Genomic DNA, 16,309 nt, shown 5'->3' on the forward strand with positions numbered 1-16,309 from the left:
ATAAATTCTGCAATATTATAATCCCATGTTTTTTCTTCCATATAAACACACCTCCTTATTAATACTTTAGAATGGCTCTTTTATAGTTTTTCTTAATCTAAACTTTTAATCTTAATAGCTACTATTTCCTCAATGTGTTCGTCTAACATCATTCTCATAATATCATTTTGTAAACTACGTTCTATTGCTTCAACCGTAAGATTCTTAGGATCTCCTTCAGCTTCTCTATCATCTAAATAATCTTCTCTAATATCAAGTTCTACATAGTATCTTCTTTTCATCTTTAGTTCTCCTTTTTTATTTAAATAATATTGCACATGACATATCTTTATCTTTTGGTGTTCCAAAATATCTAATTTTATCTATGTTCTCTTGCCTTTCCCCTAGATAATCAGCAGTGTAATTTACAACCTCATCTTGAGTTATGTTTTCTCCTGTAAATAATAATATTACACTTGCAGATGTATCTCTAATAACCTCTACGTTCATAATAAACACCCTTTCCTTTAAATGATTTATATTATTTTAATCTTCATCTACCTTATTATCACACTCACAGCAATAGATTCCTTCATATTCAGTGTAATTCTCTTTATCCATGTCATATACTTTCTTTAAAGTTTCTCCTGTATTATTTACCCTTACTTTAGCTTCAAGAAATACTGACCTATAAAACCTCTTTGTGTTTCCACATTCAGGGCATATTAGTTTATTGCAACTCATAACCTATAACCACCCTCCATTTAAATTAATTCATTTATTGGGTAGGGGTAATTATAATATTACCCCTAAATTTTCTTCTCTAATCAATTCTAATTTTCCTCTGTTTGATTTTATATAATATCTCAACTTTTCATTGTTTTCATTTATATAATCAAAATATCCCTTTCTTAGCTCCTCATCATAATATCTTTCTACACTCTGAACATTTAAAAATTCTTGTAATTTTTCTTTTGAATCAAACCAAAACACATCATCTAAATCTTCAAATTTAATTGAACATACATCATTTTGCCATTCATTTAAATGTTCTACTTTTCTTTTTAACTTTGTATCAATAACTATTAAACTCACACTAACACCTTCCTTAATATTTTTATTATACTATAACTTTATGTAATTTCCTACGTTCTCTTCTTTTGTGTAATGCTGTTTTATCTTAATTTGTTTATATTTATTTTACTCTACCAATCCTGAATTATTAATTGCATTAATTAAGTCTACTAATAACTTATCTAAGGATTCTTTATCATATATATCTGATGTATCTAAACCTTCTCTTAATTTTTCTAGTACATCTATATACTCTTCTTGTATTTGTTCTTGTTTATCTTCAGATATTTCTTCCATCCAATACTCTAAATCTGATATTAAATCTTCAAAAGCACAATCAATTTCCGAAAGTGGATCATTAGAATACATATAGTTATTAATAGCTACCCCTATAACTTCATCAAAATTAGTATCACACGCAATATCATATTTAGTCTCTAATTTTTCAACTGCATCAAAATGTTTTTTAATTTCATAAATAGGTTTCAATATGTTGTCTATTTGTCCTCTGATATTATTAGTAGTTGTAATAATATTCTTTACGCCACTTTTGATTTCTGATTTTTTCATTTTTATTCCTCCTGAATATTTTTTATTCCCCTTAAGTAGCTATTAACTAAATTTTACCACTTACCCATATTCATGTCAACACTTATATTTAATATCTGTTAATAAAATTTTAGCTACTTACACTATATATTATGCAAGTAGCTAAATAAGTATTCTATATTTAATTTATTTTTTCTTTTAAAAATGTGATTTTATAAACTTTAATTATTCTCTATATGCTTCTCCTGACTTAACCATTTTCTCGGTTTCCTCATAAATATATTCTGCCAATTCATTTATACTCATATTTTGCAATTTTCCTCTAGTTAAGTTAAAATATTTTCTTACTATAGCCTCTGACTTTCTTCTTGGAATGGTGTTGGTAAGTTGGCTAATAAAGTAATCTCTTTTCCACTCATCATACATAGCAAACGGACTTAATGTATGTTCAGGTTGATTTGCTTTAGTATTCTTTTTTATATTAACAGTTGCAAACTCTAACAATTCTAATACTGCGTCTAAGTTATATGGTCTTGTTATAACCTTTAAGTAATCAGAATCCCACTCCCTACTTCTAGTTTCATAAAAGAAAATACAATCAACTGTTAAATCCTTATAAATGAATAAATGTATACAGCATAAATTCTTATCAAAATTATCATCTTCCAAATACTCATTCATAAGATCAATAAACATTGGATAAAATTTTGTCACTGAATATGATTTTATAATCCCTTTTTCATAATCTTCCTTGTCTAAATCCATTTCATAGTCTTGTAATAATTTAAAATTCATAGCATATACTCCTTTAAATAATTTATTAATACAGTGTATGCCATGAATTTAACTTTAGTACCACATTTATATTTAATTTACGTTAAAATAAACTACAACCACTATTCTTAAAATGTTCTATTCTTTCTTTAAGTTCTTTAGTGGTAGTTTTATAATCTTTGGCTATACATTTTACACATTTAAATTTTTCTATCTGTCTACCATATAGCTTCATGCTTAATCCTACATCATCTTTTTTAAGTTTTTTACTACAGCAACTACAAGTTTTATTAAAGTATTTTTTAGCCACATTTATATCTAAATCTTGTTGTTCTGCAAACTCATTTATAACTTCTTCGGTAGGTATATTTCTAACCATACCACCATTCCAATTAAGGTGATATTCTTTTAAAGTACAGTTCATTACACTTGCTTTCTTATTCTCTACAAAATCCTTATCTAATATATTGTGCCATCTATTATACAATTTAGGATACCAATACTTATCTAAAACCCATGTCGACTTAGAATAGTAAGGGCAGGCAATCCCACCGTAATACTCCATTATTTCTAATGGTACAGACTATATCATCATCTCTTAATGAGATGTATAGCACTTCGAAATGTGTCAATCTCATCTCTACTCCATTGTTGGATAGTCGTTGCAGTTTTCTTTTTGGTTTTTATATTATAATATTATTTTTCCTCAATATCACTTTTATAGAATGTTGATTAAATCCATACTTTTTGTTTATATCTTTCTTTTTCATTCCACTTTTTAAATCACTTAATAGTTCATCTAAACACACATTATTATAATCCACCATAGCCCTTTTATTAATACCTAGTTCTTTTACTATCCTAGAAACACTTCTTTGATTTATATTTAATTTATTTGCAATTTCTGTATGAGTTAACCCTTGCATATATAATTCTTTTACCTTTTCTCTATTTATTTTTTTAAAACCTCTATCTACTTTCCCTTGTATGGATTTTGTATTTTTTATGCCAATTCTTTTTAATGATCTACTGATAGTTTCTCTACAACAATTATATTCATTGCAAATATCTTCAACCCTATGTCCTTTTTCTAGTTTATGTACTATTTCTTCAACATCATCTATCTTATTTAACAACCTACCATCTCCACCCTTGGTAGAGTTGTATCCATTTTTAAATGAATCAAACAGTTCAATATAAAATATTTCTTTTTCATTTAACTTATTTATTGGTATTTTTTCTTCTATAATATCATAATAAAATTTATCTTTACCATATTTAGCTATAGCTTTATATATTTTATAATTAAACTTTTCAGCACAAGGTTTCATATGTTGTTTAAATCTTTCTTCAACTAATTGTGTAGTTTGTCCTATGTAAACTTTATTATTAACTATGTTTCTTATAATATAAATACTTCCATAAATTATCTCTAATTCCTCCTTAGTAAAAACCAAAAAGACTTACCACAGGATTACCATACCTTCTATCTCTAGTGGCTTCAGGCTTCCCTGTTAGCACAACTTCTAACTATCATTTCCTATAGTTCCTAAACGTAAGTTGTACACCTTGCTGACAAACAAGTTCACTATATTTTCAATACATATCACTATGTAAGGGGGCGTGTTTACTTCCACCCAACTCTACTATATCCCTTCTTATACTTAGGATTAATGTCTATGTTTCTCATAAATATATAAAGCCATATATCTACTTCTGTCCACTTTCTAATAGGTAATATTGCATCCCATTCTCTATTTCCCCATGCTGTATTTTTCCAATTATCTGTATAACCACTTCTCGTACTACTTTCATCATTTCTCATTCCCATAAAGAATAAATACTTACTATCTTTGGGTAGATAATTAATCATAGCACCTTCTTTAAAAATACTACAGCAAGATCTCGCAAACCTAGTAGGTATGAAATTAAGTCTATCTCTCCATTGGTAAAATCCTTCTTTGGGATTTATTATAGTTAAATTATCTTCTTTCTTTATATGTAAGTATGTATCGGCTACATCTAAAGTAGTATTATTAAATATTATTTCAGGATTATATTTAATTTGTTTCACTAAATAAGTAACAACTGAGCTATCTTTTCCTCCACTAGATGGTACAGCTACACACCTATTTGAATATTCTTGTATTGAATTAGATATTAAGTCTAAACTATTTTTTTCTAATTCTAATAGCCTTTCTTTATTCCTTCTAACTGTTTCTTGCCAACTTTCAATCTCAAATTGTTCTTCTTTATAAAATTTAAACGATAAATTTAATTCATCATCTATATATATTCTAAATATCTTATGTATATTTCCTTGTTTATCATATGCTTTTATTATTGATTTATCATACCAGTAATAACCTTCTTTTAATTTATGTTTTAATCCATTATCTTGTAAAAATTTTATATACTCATTAAATACTAAATTCAATTCCTTCACCTTAATAAAATTCATTTACGAATCTATTAAGGTAAATATCCTTAATTAAACTAATTAAGTTTTATTTTCGTCCACTTCAAACTAGGCGATTACCCTATTGAAAGCAATTAGGTATATATTTTACTCCTTCTCCATGTCCATAACGGTGTACCTTCAAGCAAGTTATCAACTCTATTGGTATCGTACCTCAACACCTTGGAAACCCTGTCTACAGGGATTGAAAGAATTGAATTTTATTTATATGTTTCATTAATACCTCCTTAAAATATACAACTACAATCATTTAAGTGTTCGTTATCTATTAAATCTCTAAATTCTTCAGATAGCATTAATTTGTCTATATCTTCATAGTCATCTTCTATATTCTGTAATACCTCTAACGAATTTCCTTTTATTAATTTTCTCAATGTTATTCCTCCTAATTATATTTAATTTCTGTTAAAACTAGACTTTTGTGTACTTTTTCTTACCATAAGATAAGCAACCAGTCTTTAAACTAGGCTATACACATTAGCTTCTACTACTTTCAACTAAGTTGTCCGTAGATACTTTAATGGTTTTAATTCTAAATCTAACTTTGTAATCTCACCATTATTTATATATTTACTAAGAATGTTATAAGCTCCAACTACATCTCTATGTAATTCAAAACCACATTCTTTACAAGTATAATTTCTACTCGTTGGTTTATACTTGTTCCCACAATTAGGGCATGTTTGACTTGTATATTCTTCTCCTATTTCTGAAATTTTAATTCCATGCCTTGATAATTTATAGGTAAGCATATCTACCAATTTCCCATGATTCCATTGTGATAATCTTTGTTTTTGTCCTTTTCTATTCTTATGCCTGTCTAAATTCATATTGAATTTACTTAAATCACCTATGACTACTGTTCCTATATCATTATCTAAACAATAATCTCTATATTGCTTAGTTGCACTATGTAATGAATTATTTATTTTAGCATTTGATTTACTCTTTAGTTTAACTATAGCTTTTCTATACTTCTTATAATTTCTACTACCTTTGGTACATTTACTTAATTTCTTTTGCAACTTTCCTAATTCTTTATTTCTAAATCTACTATAACTTCTTATCTTTCTACCTGTTATTATTGCTGTATTGCCTAAAGTGTCCACTGAAGTTATAGAATGTATTTCTCCTAAATCTATTGCAGAAATATTATCCGATTTAATTTGTTTAATTTCTTCTGATTCTATATAATAATTTAGTGCTAATTTTAGTCCATTATCATATAAAACTTCTGCATAACAGATATTTGGAGGAATGTATTTTGAATATATTTTTACTTTTTCTTGAACAACTTTTTTACCATTTTCATCATGTGTTATTGACTTAGACAGCAATATGTAATTATCTTTAACATATACCATCTGCTTATCCCAAAGGGTGTTGTAATTTTTCTTTATCTTCCAAGGATAATTTTCATCAGTTCTACCTACTTTTCTAGCTTTTTGTATACTTTTTATTGCTCCTAAAAACTTCTTTTCAATTAACTGTATTGCTTTGGCTGGTAATACTTCTGAAAATCCTTTTAAAGCTGTCTGTAGATATGATCTATCTACGCTTTCTTTTGTATTTTTAATTAACTCGTTATTCAAACGTAAGCATTCATTCCAAACTCTAGCTGATTCCTTATTACATTTAAATAAATACTCTTTATCTTCTTTTGATATATTGTATTTCAGTGGTATTGTGTAAGATTTATAGATTTTGATATCATCACCTCCTCTCTAAATTAATTATTTAATTTATTTTCTAATTAAAATCATCTTTTTAAGTTATTCTAAAAATTCTAATATCTCATCATTTTCGGTATTCATTATGTAAAAGGGTTTATCTACTCCACAAGTAAAATAACTAGCACTTCTTAATCCTGTTAATATCTTATCTGTTATATTTACATCCTTGTCTTTTAATGCAAATAAAGATCCATATGCATGATATTCACCACATCCAACCGAAGCATATTCTATTTTACTTTCTCCAACTTGAAAGTCGGGTTCTATTTCAAACAACTTATCCTTATATGCAACTAAAAAATTACCTCCTTTATCATCTTTTCCATAGTTATTATCCTTAAATATTTTCTTTACACTTGGGATAAATTCAGTAACCATCCATTTATGGTCAACGACTATATCTTCATATTCAATCTCTTTTTCAGTTGGAAATATATCAGAATACATTAATATCTGTCCCATTCTATAACTTGAAGTAAACCCTAATAAAAAATTGCTATTCTTTGTAGGTTTAAATATTTTCTTATCTTCTCTATATATTTTTATAAATCCATCTGAACCTAAACTGTCACATCCTAAATAGGTTTTCTTTTTCTTTTTATCTACATATCCTATAATACAAGTCACTCTTAATCCTCCTCTATATTTTTATATTCTTATCTATTCTCAAAATATGTCATCAACTTATTTAGTGTTAGTATTATATCATCTTTATCCGATGAGAATAACTTAATATCATATAACGCCCTATCTATCTCATCTATTGCCTGCATATCTTTTTCTATTAATTTTTGTTTATTGTATAATTGAAAACAATCGTATAAATCATCGCCTAGTAATTCCTTACACTTTCTATTGCATTGATCTAGCGATACAACTGTTTCAACCTTACCATTGGGTAATTCTACAACCATCTTTTCACCTCCTAAAACATACATTCTTGAATTAGCCCAAATTGCGTATTTATATTATTACAAATTCTCTCTATCATTTTAGCTGTTTCTATACTATGTAATTTATCTTTTGGTACTTCTTCATACGTTTTGTATAAACCTAACTCTGTTAATAAAATTTCTTTAACTCTATCTGCGTTTTCTCTTGAAGAATTAACACCTAAACAATTTTTAATGTGCTTATTTATATCTAACTTCTTCTTGTGGGTAGGACGATAATATCTCTCTAAATCTCCTAACTTGTTATCTAGTGAATCTAATAATTCCTTTGATTGCACTGATAACTCATTGTTTGTTTGAGCTACAACCTCAATATGTTCTTGCATTCTAAAGTAATTTCTTCTAAATTCTTTTCTTATTGCTCTAGCCTTATCGGTCTTCATTAATCCTACTAATGCTATATATCCTTGTTCTGACAATAAATAACAATATTTTTGATTATTACTTTTAATAAATCCTAAGTCGGTAGCAACGACTTTAAAGTCGGTAGACATTAAATCTAACAAATCTATTCCTTCTTCAAATTCTTCTATATTATTCTTTATTAATTCATTTATGTATTTAACCTCTTTACCATGTATCTCTGCTATTGTACTAGCTAATACACATTTTTGATTTTCTCCAAAACCACCTTTAATTATTGGTACTTGTTTGCCTAAAAATTCTTGTTTTCCAGTTACGATAATATCACTCACATTTATTCCCTCCTTAATTAAAATTCTTACCTTTCTTTACGTATTTTCCTTGACCTTCTAACTTCTTTAATCTATAAAATCCACTTTGTTTATACTCCTTATAACACTCTTTACATAGTGCTTTCTTCTCTTTTGTTTCATTCATTAAATCATATATGTAATAAACTTGTACATCTGTATTTCCACACTCAGAACAGCCACCAACACTTAAATTAGAAACCTTGTCTTTCATTTCAGCACCAGTATAAATGCAATTACTAAAATTATCTATAAACCCTATTTCACATTTTAAATAATCCATTTCTTCATATATATTTATACAATGGTTATTTTTCTTGTCTAACGCTTTATCTACATCTCTAAGCCTTTGTATAAGTTTGTTATTATATGTGAACTGATAACTTTCCCCTGTTTCATCATACAAGCTCATATCACTTAAAATAGCGTTTTTAATGCTATCAAACTCAACTTCCTTGTCTCCACATTTGCCTACTAATTTATATTTCATAATTTTTCTCCTCCTCAATCAAATCTAATACCTCTTGTAATAAATCATAGTCCAATCTTAAATATTCCTCATTCGCTGATAACCTTGCTTCGTTTGGTTCAAATTGTTTATATTGGTGTCTCTGTGCTATTAGTGTATTTAAAGCAAATTTAATTTCTTGTAATTTTTCTAATTTAGTCATTTATATTTTTCTCCTTAAACATGTCATACAACTCATCGGAGTTATATAAAACAACATCTGCTGTATATTCAAAGCCTTTAAATACTTTTCTGTCATTTATTATTCTATTAATAATAGATCTAAATTTATCACCACGTTTTCTCATATTAACCACTCTTTTTATTAGCCCAACTTTTAAAAATATAATCATAGTATTTGATTTATCTATCTTTAAACTTTTTACTCCGTTAGGATCTATAACATATAAGTCTTTTCCCTGTATATCTTCCTTTAATACATAATATAAATTCCCATCGAAAATTGTTTTAGCTATACTATTTTTAAACTCTTTATCTGCCTGTTCTTGCGATACAAATATATGAGTTTCTTCACCTTTATATCGTGGTTGTCTAGTTGTTCTACTGATAACTTCACTTTTATTAAAGTTCTTACAAATCTTATTACATATATAAGACTTTCCACTTCCTGAAGCACCTACTATTAGATATAACATTATGCCACCTTCTTTACGTTAACTTTTTCTATTACTTCATTAATTTTTCTCTTTATATCTCTATCTATATGTAAGTCATAAATTCCTTCTTTATTATGGATTTTGGCTATCACACCATCTCTCATTCCAATAGCTAAATTTCCGTAATATCTCCATGTAACATTTCCTATAACTTTTTCTTTTGTGCTACAATACCAGTTTCTAGATAGTTTACATCTAGCTAGGAAATCTGATTCATTAGAATTATTTTTCACAGCTCTTTTATATAAATTTAAAGATTCTTGTTTTATTGGTAATAATGGATACCCCATCTTCCATAACTTTAACTTTATAGATAATTCATTTAACATAACGCCAACCCCTCACTCATTCTTTTATTTAATTTACGCTTAACTTTGTCAGTAGACTTTTGACGAATCCATACTCTAAGTTCTTGCTCGTCCATATCTAATATATTTTTCACTACTTTAAACCTCCCTTTAATACATCCCATATACCTAAATTCTTCTTATTCTTATCTATGTAAGCCTTACTAGCTAGATCTAAATACCCTTTCTTGTTTTTCATTATTTATCCCTCCTAATATCTTTCAACGGTATATAATAAATCGTCTAAAATCATATTAAGCAATTCTGACTTCTTCATATCTTTTAAATTACTCTTCAATGTTGTTTTAGTAGAAATCTCTACCTCTTTTCTAATTTCATCTTCAATATGAGGGCACAACTCTTTTATCTTATCCCAAATGACTTTTTTGATTAAATCTTCTAAATATGCTTTACTAGTATAATTACCTTGCATTTCTTTAACTCTTTTTCTTACGCTTTGTTCTACCATATCTTCTATGCTTTTATCTGATATACTTATATCCATAGTTAAGACCTCCTATTATTTTTATAAAACTTTCACTTTATTTAAATGTTATCTCGTAGTAATCATCGTAATCACTTGGACAATCTTTGTAAGTAGCTTTAAATCCTAAATCATCTAAGTCCGCTTCTAATTTACTGGTTAAATCACATCTATCTATATATGCATATCCTCCAATTAATACTCCATATCCGATATCTTTAATTAGCTTATACTCCTCTTTTTCAAGTAATATATCATCAATATTTATTATTTCTTTATCAAAAGCTGTATTAAAAGATTCTTTGTATCTAATTAAATCATCCATAGTTCCATAAGGTATAAAATTGTATTTTATACCAAAAGGTCTGTTTTTATTATCGAAGTACACTCCATAAATAAACAATTTATTATTTTCAGATACTATCCTGTATTCGTATCTCATAACTTACTTCTCCTCCATTTAAACTTTCCATTCTATGATTAAATTTCTGCATATAGCTTTCCATCACTATCTTGACTCACGTTCGCATATATTATCTCACCGTCGTTTAATTCATAATCAAATATACTAATAAGTACCTTATTGGTTGTTGTTGATGGAGCACACGCTATTGCATTTTTAATTTTTAAATTACTTCTTATTTGCCTACATATTTCAATATAGTCTTCTTTAAACATATCTAACAATTCTTTAATTTGTTCGTCTTTATATTTATTATAAATTTCATGTACTCTTATTTTCTGTTTAAGAAATTTATTTAATTGTTTATCTTCTACTAAGTATTCTTTTATTGCACTATGTTTCATTAATACCCTCCTTAAATTTCACTTTAAATCCTCGATTCTATTGGCTTTTATATTTAATTTTTGCTGTTATATATGTAATTCTTTATTTATGTCGTAATCCATCTCGTTCTCTTCTAATCTGCTACATTTACTGCTTGTCTTGCACATTGCCATAACCATAATTACTATGAATAAGGCAGTTAATCCTAATAATATTTTCACTTCTCACACCTCCTATCCTACAACACTGATTACTTTACTATGTGTTTGAATTAAGATGTCTTCGGTTGATTTTAATACTCTCATTTTGTAGCCTTTGTTTGTCTTCTTTAATCTATTGTTTAATTCCGTTTCTTTCTGCTCTACTTTGCTTTTGGTCTTTTTAAGATGTCCTAAGTCTCTAATAAGTATTACCATTGTTTCCAATTCGTCTTTTATCTTCCGTCTTTCTCTTCTTATCTCTTGTAGGGACTTTGTTAATTTCCATCCCTCATATAGATCAATACTATTTGTGTTTTCTATTTTATGTAATATATCTTGTTGCATCTTATCTAATAAGCTTAATCGGTTATTTAGACTGTCAAAATCATCTCTAGCACTGTTAATTACATTACTTAATTGTTCTGAATAACTTAATGCTTTACACATTTTTAATACCTCCATTTGCACCAATATTTACTTCTTGATATTAGTATAAATCTTCCAATAAATATTGTCAAGCATTATATTTAATTTTTGTTATTAATTTTTTATTTATTATAAAATTTAAAGAGTAGTCTGATCATAGACTACTCTTTTCTTCTTATGTATTTAATTTCTTTTGTATTGTTTTTAGTATTTCATTGGTGGATCTATTGCTAGTTCTTGATTTGTTTCAACATTCAGTTGTTTTGTTACCACAAATAATCCTCCTACTAATGCAACTGCTACTAATCCTACAGCAATAATTTTCTTAATGTTTTTCATATACATTCCTCCTAATATTTTAATTAGTATCTTAACCATAAGATACTATATAAATTCTTTGAAATTTCATAACCTTATCTCCTATGCATATAATAATTTATTTTCCATTTCTTTTGCCGTATTATAGATATCTATATTTTTCGTTCTTAATTCATTTAATATATTATTTTTTATATTTATGTAATCATCTTCAGTGTTATGCTGAAGACAAATATCAATGATGTCTAATACTTTTTCATAGTCATTCTTTTCTAATGCTATGCTTACATCTAACCCTAAAATCAAACTGTTATCAGCATTAATATCAATCATTTTTTCTTTTGTATATTGATAATATCTAATTCTTTCTGCTTTACTAAGCTGATCTTTAAATAACTCAACATATGCCCACATAGTCCACAATTGTTCGGTCTTGTGATTATTTTCATTTTCTATTATATTTTTAGCTTCTTGTATATAGAATTTAGCTTCATCTATTTTTTTTATATTTCTACATACTAACGATAAACTTCTTAAAACAAAACATCTATCTAATACATTATCCTGTTCTTGATTATATAAAACAAACAATTTTTTATAACACTCATCATATTTTTTTAACGCAAACATAAATCTTAAATCACTTTTCACATCATTACCAATTTTCATAAATTAACCCACCATCCTATTTAAATTAATAACATCCTCCATAACATATTGATACTCTACATTTAGTTTAATATTAATTCTATATTTATATATAATATTATTTATTTCATTGATTTTATATTTAATCTCTTTTATATAGTTCTCAATGTCTTTTATAGCTCCACCTGCAAGAAGCCATCTACATATAAACTTATCAAGTCCTTCAACATCACTTATTTTTTCTTTTACTAATTCTTCCTTTTCGTTAATTATTCCATTATGAATAAGTATTCCTTTATTTACTTTTTCCATTAATTCTTCATTTAGCTGACCTATGTAATCTCTAAGTCGTCTTTTATCTATTGTTCTTATTTGTTCAATTAATATAACTGATTTAAAATTTAATCCATACCCTTCTAGTTCTACATGTGTTGGTAACTTTGCCTTAGTTAATTCAGATGTTAATGGTACTATTGTTATTGTTGGACTAAATTTATTACCTATATTATTTTGTACTATTAACACTGGTCTAAGTCCTCCCTGTTCAGATCCTTGAGTACCACTTAGGGTTGCATTATATATTTGTCCTCTTTTGTATAATTGTCCTCCATTTTTAATTTCAAATCCCATGATAAATTTTCCACCTTTTTATTTAATTCTTATTACAATTACTATATTATACCATTACGTTTTAAATGTCAACACTTAATTTAATTTTTGTTGTTATTTTTTACTAAAAAAAGAAAAGCCAAGTTTTATAACTTAGCTCTAACCTTTATTTCAGTAATTAATTCAAAATCATCTCTTAAATTATACACTTTTCCGTAGGTAGTTTTTAATGTGAATATCTTTAATACTTCTTCGCAATCTTCTACTCCAACATAACCTTTATTCTCAAATCTTTCTAGCAATAAATCTATCTTTCTGCTTCTTTGTAAATCACCTAATGATATTTTTGCTGTTCTCATCTCTTTTAATTTTTGCACACTTTCTTCTTTACTAATAGTAGAATTTATCTTAATAAAAATCTTATCAAATCTTGTGTATACAGCAGATTTCACGCAGGGTTGATTTGCTTTATCTATATTTGTGTTTTTTAATACATACTCGCTAGGAGCATAAGAAATTGAATAAGTAGTATCTCCTTTGCCTACTTTATAAAATTCTGTTTCTCCACTAAAAATATCTATCCATTTTAAAAATTGATTATCTATTGGTATATTCTTAAGACCTTTTTCACTATAAATTTTTAAACATAAATTATCCCTATCTATATCAGAGTTTTTTAACTCTATTGCTTCGTCCATAGTTAGCCCGTATCTTATTAATAATAAAACAATTAATTCTTGTGCTAGTACTCCTGTTATACTTCTTGTAGTATAAGCTAATTCTATATATTTATAAATAAAATCTAAATCGTAATAACTTTCTCTTAATGCCTTTTCATTTAAATCTAGTATTTCAGTAACTTTAATCGTGTCACATGGATTTCCAACCTGATTAAATCCTCTATCACATGCCCAATTTATATATGAATTTATAGCACTAAATAAACTCTTTTTAGTCCTCTTACTTGTCGTTGGAGCTGATTTAATTAAATGTACAATCTCCATCCTATCAAAGTCATATAAATCTTTTCCCTTTGAAACTTCTAAAGAATGGGTATAATTATCAAATAATCTTAAATATAATTGTTTTGTATTTTTACTATAATTTTCACTACTATTTATAAATATTAATTTCTTTTCAATATATTCATCATATTCTTCGTTTTTATATTTACCAAAAACTTTTTCAGTCATTTATATTTCCTCCACTAAATTTTTAAAATAGTCATATATTTTCTTAACATTAGCAGATTTATTTGAAAGTTTTAATTGCTTAAATTCTTTTTCTGCATCTAATTTAACCAAAGTATTTCCTATTCTTATAATAGTATTTAAATTATAATCATCTTTTAAAGTATAAGCCATAGCAAAATATCCAATAGCCATATTTAAGCTAAATAAATTGCTATTCTTTTTCATATCATAAACATCTATAAATTTATTAGTTTTTTCAACCATATACTTTAATAATAGATTTAAGAATTCACTTATATTCTCTACTTCGTCAGCAACTTCCCATTGATCATCTAAATTCATGCCTGATTCTTCTATGCCTTGTGCAAGGTAATCTCTACATATTATAGAATTTTTACTAACTTCAAATTCATTTACATTGTTTGAGTAATTGTTAGAAAAATACTCTACTTTATTTATAATACTATCTGCAACATCTTTAGCAGGTGTACTTTTTAAAGCATATAGTCCCTCTTTTGATGTATCGTTTCTCTTAAAAGAATCTCCTACATATTGCTTAGCTTCTTCTTCTGTCATTAAGAATATATAGCATCCTAACCCTACGTTTAATTCTTTTAACGCTTCATTAATTTCAAATTTATTCTTTTCGTAATTATCTTCATATGCATCGCATATAGCTGTATATCTGTGATATCCGTCTATAATCAGAAATGGTGCATAGTTTTCGCTATTAGAATCAAAATTTGGTGTTATATATAATTTTCCTTGTGAGTTAACAACCTTATCGCCTACATACTCAAATTGTGGTTTCTTCTTTTTATATTTGATTGTAGCAAAAGCTATTGAAGTTGGAAAAATATCTTTATTTAACATTCTTTCTTTTATTTCAGAAATACCTTCATAATTTACAGTGGCTTTGGTTCTCTTTTCTCCATTTGATAAAGTAACTACCGTAGATGCTCTTTGGATATTTTTATCATATCCTACTAATCTATTTTTTCTCCAAGTTGAATAAATTTTTCCAGTTCCATAAGTTTGATACATTCCTTCACTTAAGTAAGTCACTGGTATTTCTATTTCTTCAATTCTTTCTTCTTTTTCTACTTTATAGCTTTCAAACGCCTTTAATTCCGCTTCTGAATAATAATGCTCAGGCTTTATATCATCAATCTCCGTATATTCATATAAAGCTGTATCCAAACATATTAATTCCATTTTGTTTAAATTCTCAATATCAATTTGATCTTTAAAAATTTCATCTACTAAATTAGTAGCAAATCCCTTTTCAGCAAAAGATTCAATTAATTTCTTTTGTAATTTCATGTTATTAATTTCTTTTTGTATAATTTTATATAATTCATTCGGTAATTCATTTAATAAGTATAGTTTATTTCCCATATAAACACACCCTTCTTTAATATATCTTTATATATATTATAAACTCTTCTATATAATTATATGCAAGAAATTAAATAAAGTCAATAAAAAAAGACTAATAAACGTTAATTTATCAGTCTCAAAATCGTTTTTCTTAATCAATTATACCATTTCTATCCAACAAGGACAAGTATTATCTTTACAAATCAATTTAATCTTTGTTTCATTTCTATTTATGTAATGCATTTTCTCTATATTTTCCTCTTTTATATACTTGAAAAAATCCCCACTGGCAATTATATTGCCTTCATCATCTCCTTGTTTTAATAAAATCCCATTGTCTGCATCTTCTAAAAACACTAATAAGTCAATCGTTTCCATATTTCCCCTCCATTATTAATTCTCGATTTAGCTTATACTTAAATACTAGCACAAATTAAATCTAATGTCAAATTATTCTATCGTTGTAGTTAGAACACCT

General features: G+C 26.7%; 28 protein-coding genes and 1 pseudogene. All 29 read right to left on the bottom strand.

What is annotated here, in order from left to right; translation table 11 throughout:
- Nucleotides 1–92: 92 nt before the first annotated feature.
- The 29 genes and pseudogenes from I4V16_RS11855 to I4V16_RS11985 all read right to left on the bottom strand — a co-directional run bounded on the left by I4V16_RS11855 (nucleotide 93) and on the right by I4V16_RS11985 (nucleotide 16,209).
- A complete protein-coding gene (locus I4V16_RS11855) occupies nucleotides 93–281 on the bottom strand; it encodes a hypothetical protein (RefSeq protein ID WP_195966839.1) in 189 nt (62 codons plus the stop codon).
- Between the two features lie 16 nt (nucleotides 282–297).
- Nucleotides 298–489, bottom strand: a complete 192-nt coding sequence (locus tag I4V16_RS11860; RefSeq protein ID WP_195966840.1) for a hypothetical protein — start codon at nucleotides 487–489, stop codon at nucleotides 298–300.
- Nucleotides 490–525: 36 nt separating this feature from the next.
- Nucleotides 526–723 (bottom strand): hypothetical protein, encoded by a 198-nt coding sequence (locus I4V16_RS11865; protein WP_195966841.1) that lies wholly within the window; start codon nucleotides 721–723, stop codon nucleotides 526–528.
- Nucleotides 724–774: 51 nt separating this feature from the next.
- A complete protein-coding gene (locus tag I4V16_RS11870; protein WP_195966842.1) occupies nucleotides 775–1,074 on the bottom strand; it encodes a hypothetical protein in 300 nt (99 codons plus the stop codon).
- A 105-nt stretch (nucleotides 1,075–1,179) separates the two neighbouring features.
- Nucleotides 1,180–1,623, bottom strand: a complete 444-nt coding sequence (locus I4V16_RS11875; protein ID WP_195966843.1) for a hypothetical protein — start codon at nucleotides 1,621–1,623, stop codon at nucleotides 1,180–1,182.
- A 204-nt stretch (nucleotides 1,624–1,827) separates the two neighbouring features.
- Nucleotides 1,828–2,397: a hypothetical protein gene (locus tag I4V16_RS11880; RefSeq protein ID WP_195966844.1), complete on the bottom strand. Its 570-nt coding sequence runs from the start codon at nucleotides 2,395–2,397 to the stop codon at nucleotides 1,828–1,830.
- 82 nt (nucleotides 2,398–2,479) lie between these two features.
- Nucleotides 2,480–2,941, bottom strand: coding sequence for a hypothetical protein (locus I4V16_RS11885; RefSeq protein WP_195966845.1), 462 nt, complete (start codon nucleotides 2,939–2,941; stop codon nucleotides 2,480–2,482).
- Nucleotides 2,942–3,059: 118 nt separating this feature from the next.
- Nucleotides 3,060–3,833 (bottom strand): GIY-YIG nuclease family protein, encoded by a 774-nt coding sequence (locus tag I4V16_RS11890; protein WP_195966846.1) that lies wholly within the window; start codon nucleotides 3,831–3,833, stop codon nucleotides 3,060–3,062.
- A gap of 170 nt (nucleotides 3,834–4,003) precedes the next feature.
- Nucleotides 4,004–4,813 carry a phosphoadenosine phosphosulfate reductase family protein gene (locus I4V16_RS11895; protein ID WP_195966847.1) on the bottom strand — a complete coding sequence of 270 codons (810 nt, stop codon included), beginning with the start codon at nucleotides 4,811–4,813 and terminating at the stop codon, nucleotides 4,004–4,006.
- A 269-nt stretch (nucleotides 4,814–5,082) separates the two neighbouring features.
- The gene (locus tag I4V16_RS11900) at nucleotides 5,083–5,229 is read right to left on the bottom strand and encodes a hypothetical protein (protein WP_195966848.1); all 147 of its coding nucleotides are present in this window, start codon (nucleotides 5,227–5,229) and stop codon (nucleotides 5,083–5,085) included.
- Between the two features lie 123 nt (nucleotides 5,230–5,352).
- Nucleotides 5,353–6,564: a transposase gene (locus tag I4V16_RS11905; protein ID WP_347708000.1), complete on the bottom strand. Its 1,212-nt coding sequence runs from the start codon at nucleotides 6,562–6,564 to the stop codon at nucleotides 5,353–5,355.
- Nucleotides 6,565–6,627: 63 nt separating this feature from the next.
- Nucleotides 6,628–7,215, bottom strand: a complete 588-nt coding sequence (locus I4V16_RS11910; RefSeq protein ID WP_195966850.1) for a hypothetical protein — start codon at nucleotides 7,213–7,215, stop codon at nucleotides 6,628–6,630.
- Nucleotides 7,216–7,244: 29 nt separating this feature from the next.
- On the bottom strand, nucleotides 7,245–7,502 hold the full coding sequence (locus I4V16_RS11915; RefSeq protein ID WP_195966851.1) for a hypothetical protein: 258 nt from the start codon (nucleotides 7,500–7,502) through the stop codon (nucleotides 7,245–7,247).
- 11 nt (nucleotides 7,503–7,513) lie between these two features.
- Nucleotides 7,514–8,236: an ORF6N domain-containing protein gene (locus I4V16_RS11920; protein ID WP_195966852.1), complete on the bottom strand. Its 723-nt coding sequence runs from the start codon at nucleotides 8,234–8,236 to the stop codon at nucleotides 7,514–7,516.
- Between the two features lie 13 nt (nucleotides 8,237–8,249).
- Nucleotides 8,250–8,744: a hypothetical protein gene (locus I4V16_RS11925; protein ID WP_195966853.1), complete on the bottom strand. Its 495-nt coding sequence runs from the start codon at nucleotides 8,742–8,744 to the stop codon at nucleotides 8,250–8,252.
- Nucleotides 8,734–8,925: a hypothetical protein gene (locus I4V16_RS11930; RefSeq protein ID WP_195966854.1), complete on the bottom strand. Its 192-nt coding sequence runs from the start codon at nucleotides 8,923–8,925 to the stop codon at nucleotides 8,734–8,736. Before I4V16_RS11930 ends, I4V16_RS11925 begins: the two co-directional genes overlap by 11 nt.
- Nucleotides 8,918–9,418: a hypothetical protein gene (locus I4V16_RS11935; RefSeq protein WP_195966855.1), complete on the bottom strand. Its 501-nt coding sequence runs from the start codon at nucleotides 9,416–9,418 to the stop codon at nucleotides 8,918–8,920. Before I4V16_RS11935 ends, I4V16_RS11930 begins: the two co-directional genes overlap by 8 nt.
- Entirely contained in the window at nucleotides 9,418–9,768 is a 351-nt protein-coding gene (locus I4V16_RS11940; protein WP_195966856.1) for a hypothetical protein, read from the bottom strand. The genes I4V16_RS11935 and I4V16_RS11940 overlap by 1 nt, the downstream gene beginning before the upstream one ends.
- Before the next feature lie 229 nt (nucleotides 9,769–9,997).
- Entirely contained in the window at nucleotides 9,998–10,291 is a 294-nt protein-coding gene (locus I4V16_RS11945) for a hypothetical protein (RefSeq protein WP_195966857.1), read from the bottom strand.
- Between the two features lie 37 nt (nucleotides 10,292–10,328).
- Nucleotides 10,329–10,712 (bottom strand): hypothetical protein, encoded by a 384-nt coding sequence (locus tag I4V16_RS11950; RefSeq protein WP_195966858.1) that lies wholly within the window; start codon nucleotides 10,710–10,712, stop codon nucleotides 10,329–10,331.
- A gap of 38 nt (nucleotides 10,713–10,750) precedes the next feature.
- Complete coding sequence (locus I4V16_RS11955) at nucleotides 10,751–11,077, bottom strand: hypothetical protein (protein ID WP_195966859.1); 327 nt, start codon at nucleotides 11,075–11,077, stop codon at nucleotides 10,751–10,753.
- A gap of 66 nt (nucleotides 11,078–11,143) precedes the next feature.
- Nucleotides 11,144–11,278, bottom strand: a complete 135-nt coding sequence (locus I4V16_RS17595; RefSeq protein ID WP_279325777.1) for a hypothetical protein — start codon at nucleotides 11,276–11,278, stop codon at nucleotides 11,144–11,146.
- Nucleotides 11,279–11,290: 12 nt separating this feature from the next.
- Nucleotides 11,291–11,728 carry a hypothetical protein gene (locus I4V16_RS11960; RefSeq protein WP_207745431.1) on the bottom strand — a complete coding sequence of 146 codons (438 nt, stop codon included), beginning with the start codon at nucleotides 11,726–11,728 and terminating at the stop codon, nucleotides 11,291–11,293.
- Between the two features lie 159 nt (nucleotides 11,729–11,887).
- Nucleotides 11,888–12,022, bottom strand: a complete 135-nt coding sequence (locus I4V16_RS17600; protein WP_279325778.1) for a hypothetical protein — start codon at nucleotides 12,020–12,022, stop codon at nucleotides 11,888–11,890.
- Nucleotides 12,023–12,103: 81 nt separating this feature from the next.
- Nucleotides 12,104–12,670: a hypothetical protein gene (locus tag I4V16_RS11965; RefSeq protein ID WP_195966861.1), complete on the bottom strand. Its 567-nt coding sequence runs from the start codon at nucleotides 12,668–12,670 to the stop codon at nucleotides 12,104–12,106.
- A gap of 261 nt (nucleotides 12,671–12,931) precedes the next feature.
- A pseudogene (locus I4V16_RS17500) lies at nucleotides 12,932–13,279 on the bottom strand (type II toxin-antitoxin system PemK/MazF family toxin); the annotation flags it as partial.
- Nucleotides 13,280–13,404: 125 nt separating this feature from the next.
- On the bottom strand, nucleotides 13,405–14,451 hold the full coding sequence (locus tag I4V16_RS11975; protein ID WP_195966863.1) for a hypothetical protein: 1,047 nt from the start codon (nucleotides 14,449–14,451) through the stop codon (nucleotides 13,405–13,407).
- A complete protein-coding gene (locus I4V16_RS11980; protein WP_195966864.1) occupies nucleotides 14,452–15,849 on the bottom strand; it encodes a hypothetical protein in 1,398 nt (465 codons plus the stop codon). It lies immediately after the preceding gene.
- Nucleotides 15,850–15,990: 141 nt separating this feature from the next.
- A complete protein-coding gene (locus tag I4V16_RS11985) occupies nucleotides 15,991–16,209 on the bottom strand; it encodes a hypothetical protein (RefSeq protein WP_195966865.1) in 219 nt (72 codons plus the stop codon).
- Nucleotides 16,210–16,309 lie beyond the last annotated feature (100 nt).

The organism is Clostridium sp. 1001283B150210_160208_E6 (assembly GCF_015669365.1).
Classification (GTDB): Bacteria; Bacillota; Clostridia; order Clostridiales; family Clostridiaceae; genus Clostridium; species Clostridium paraputrificum.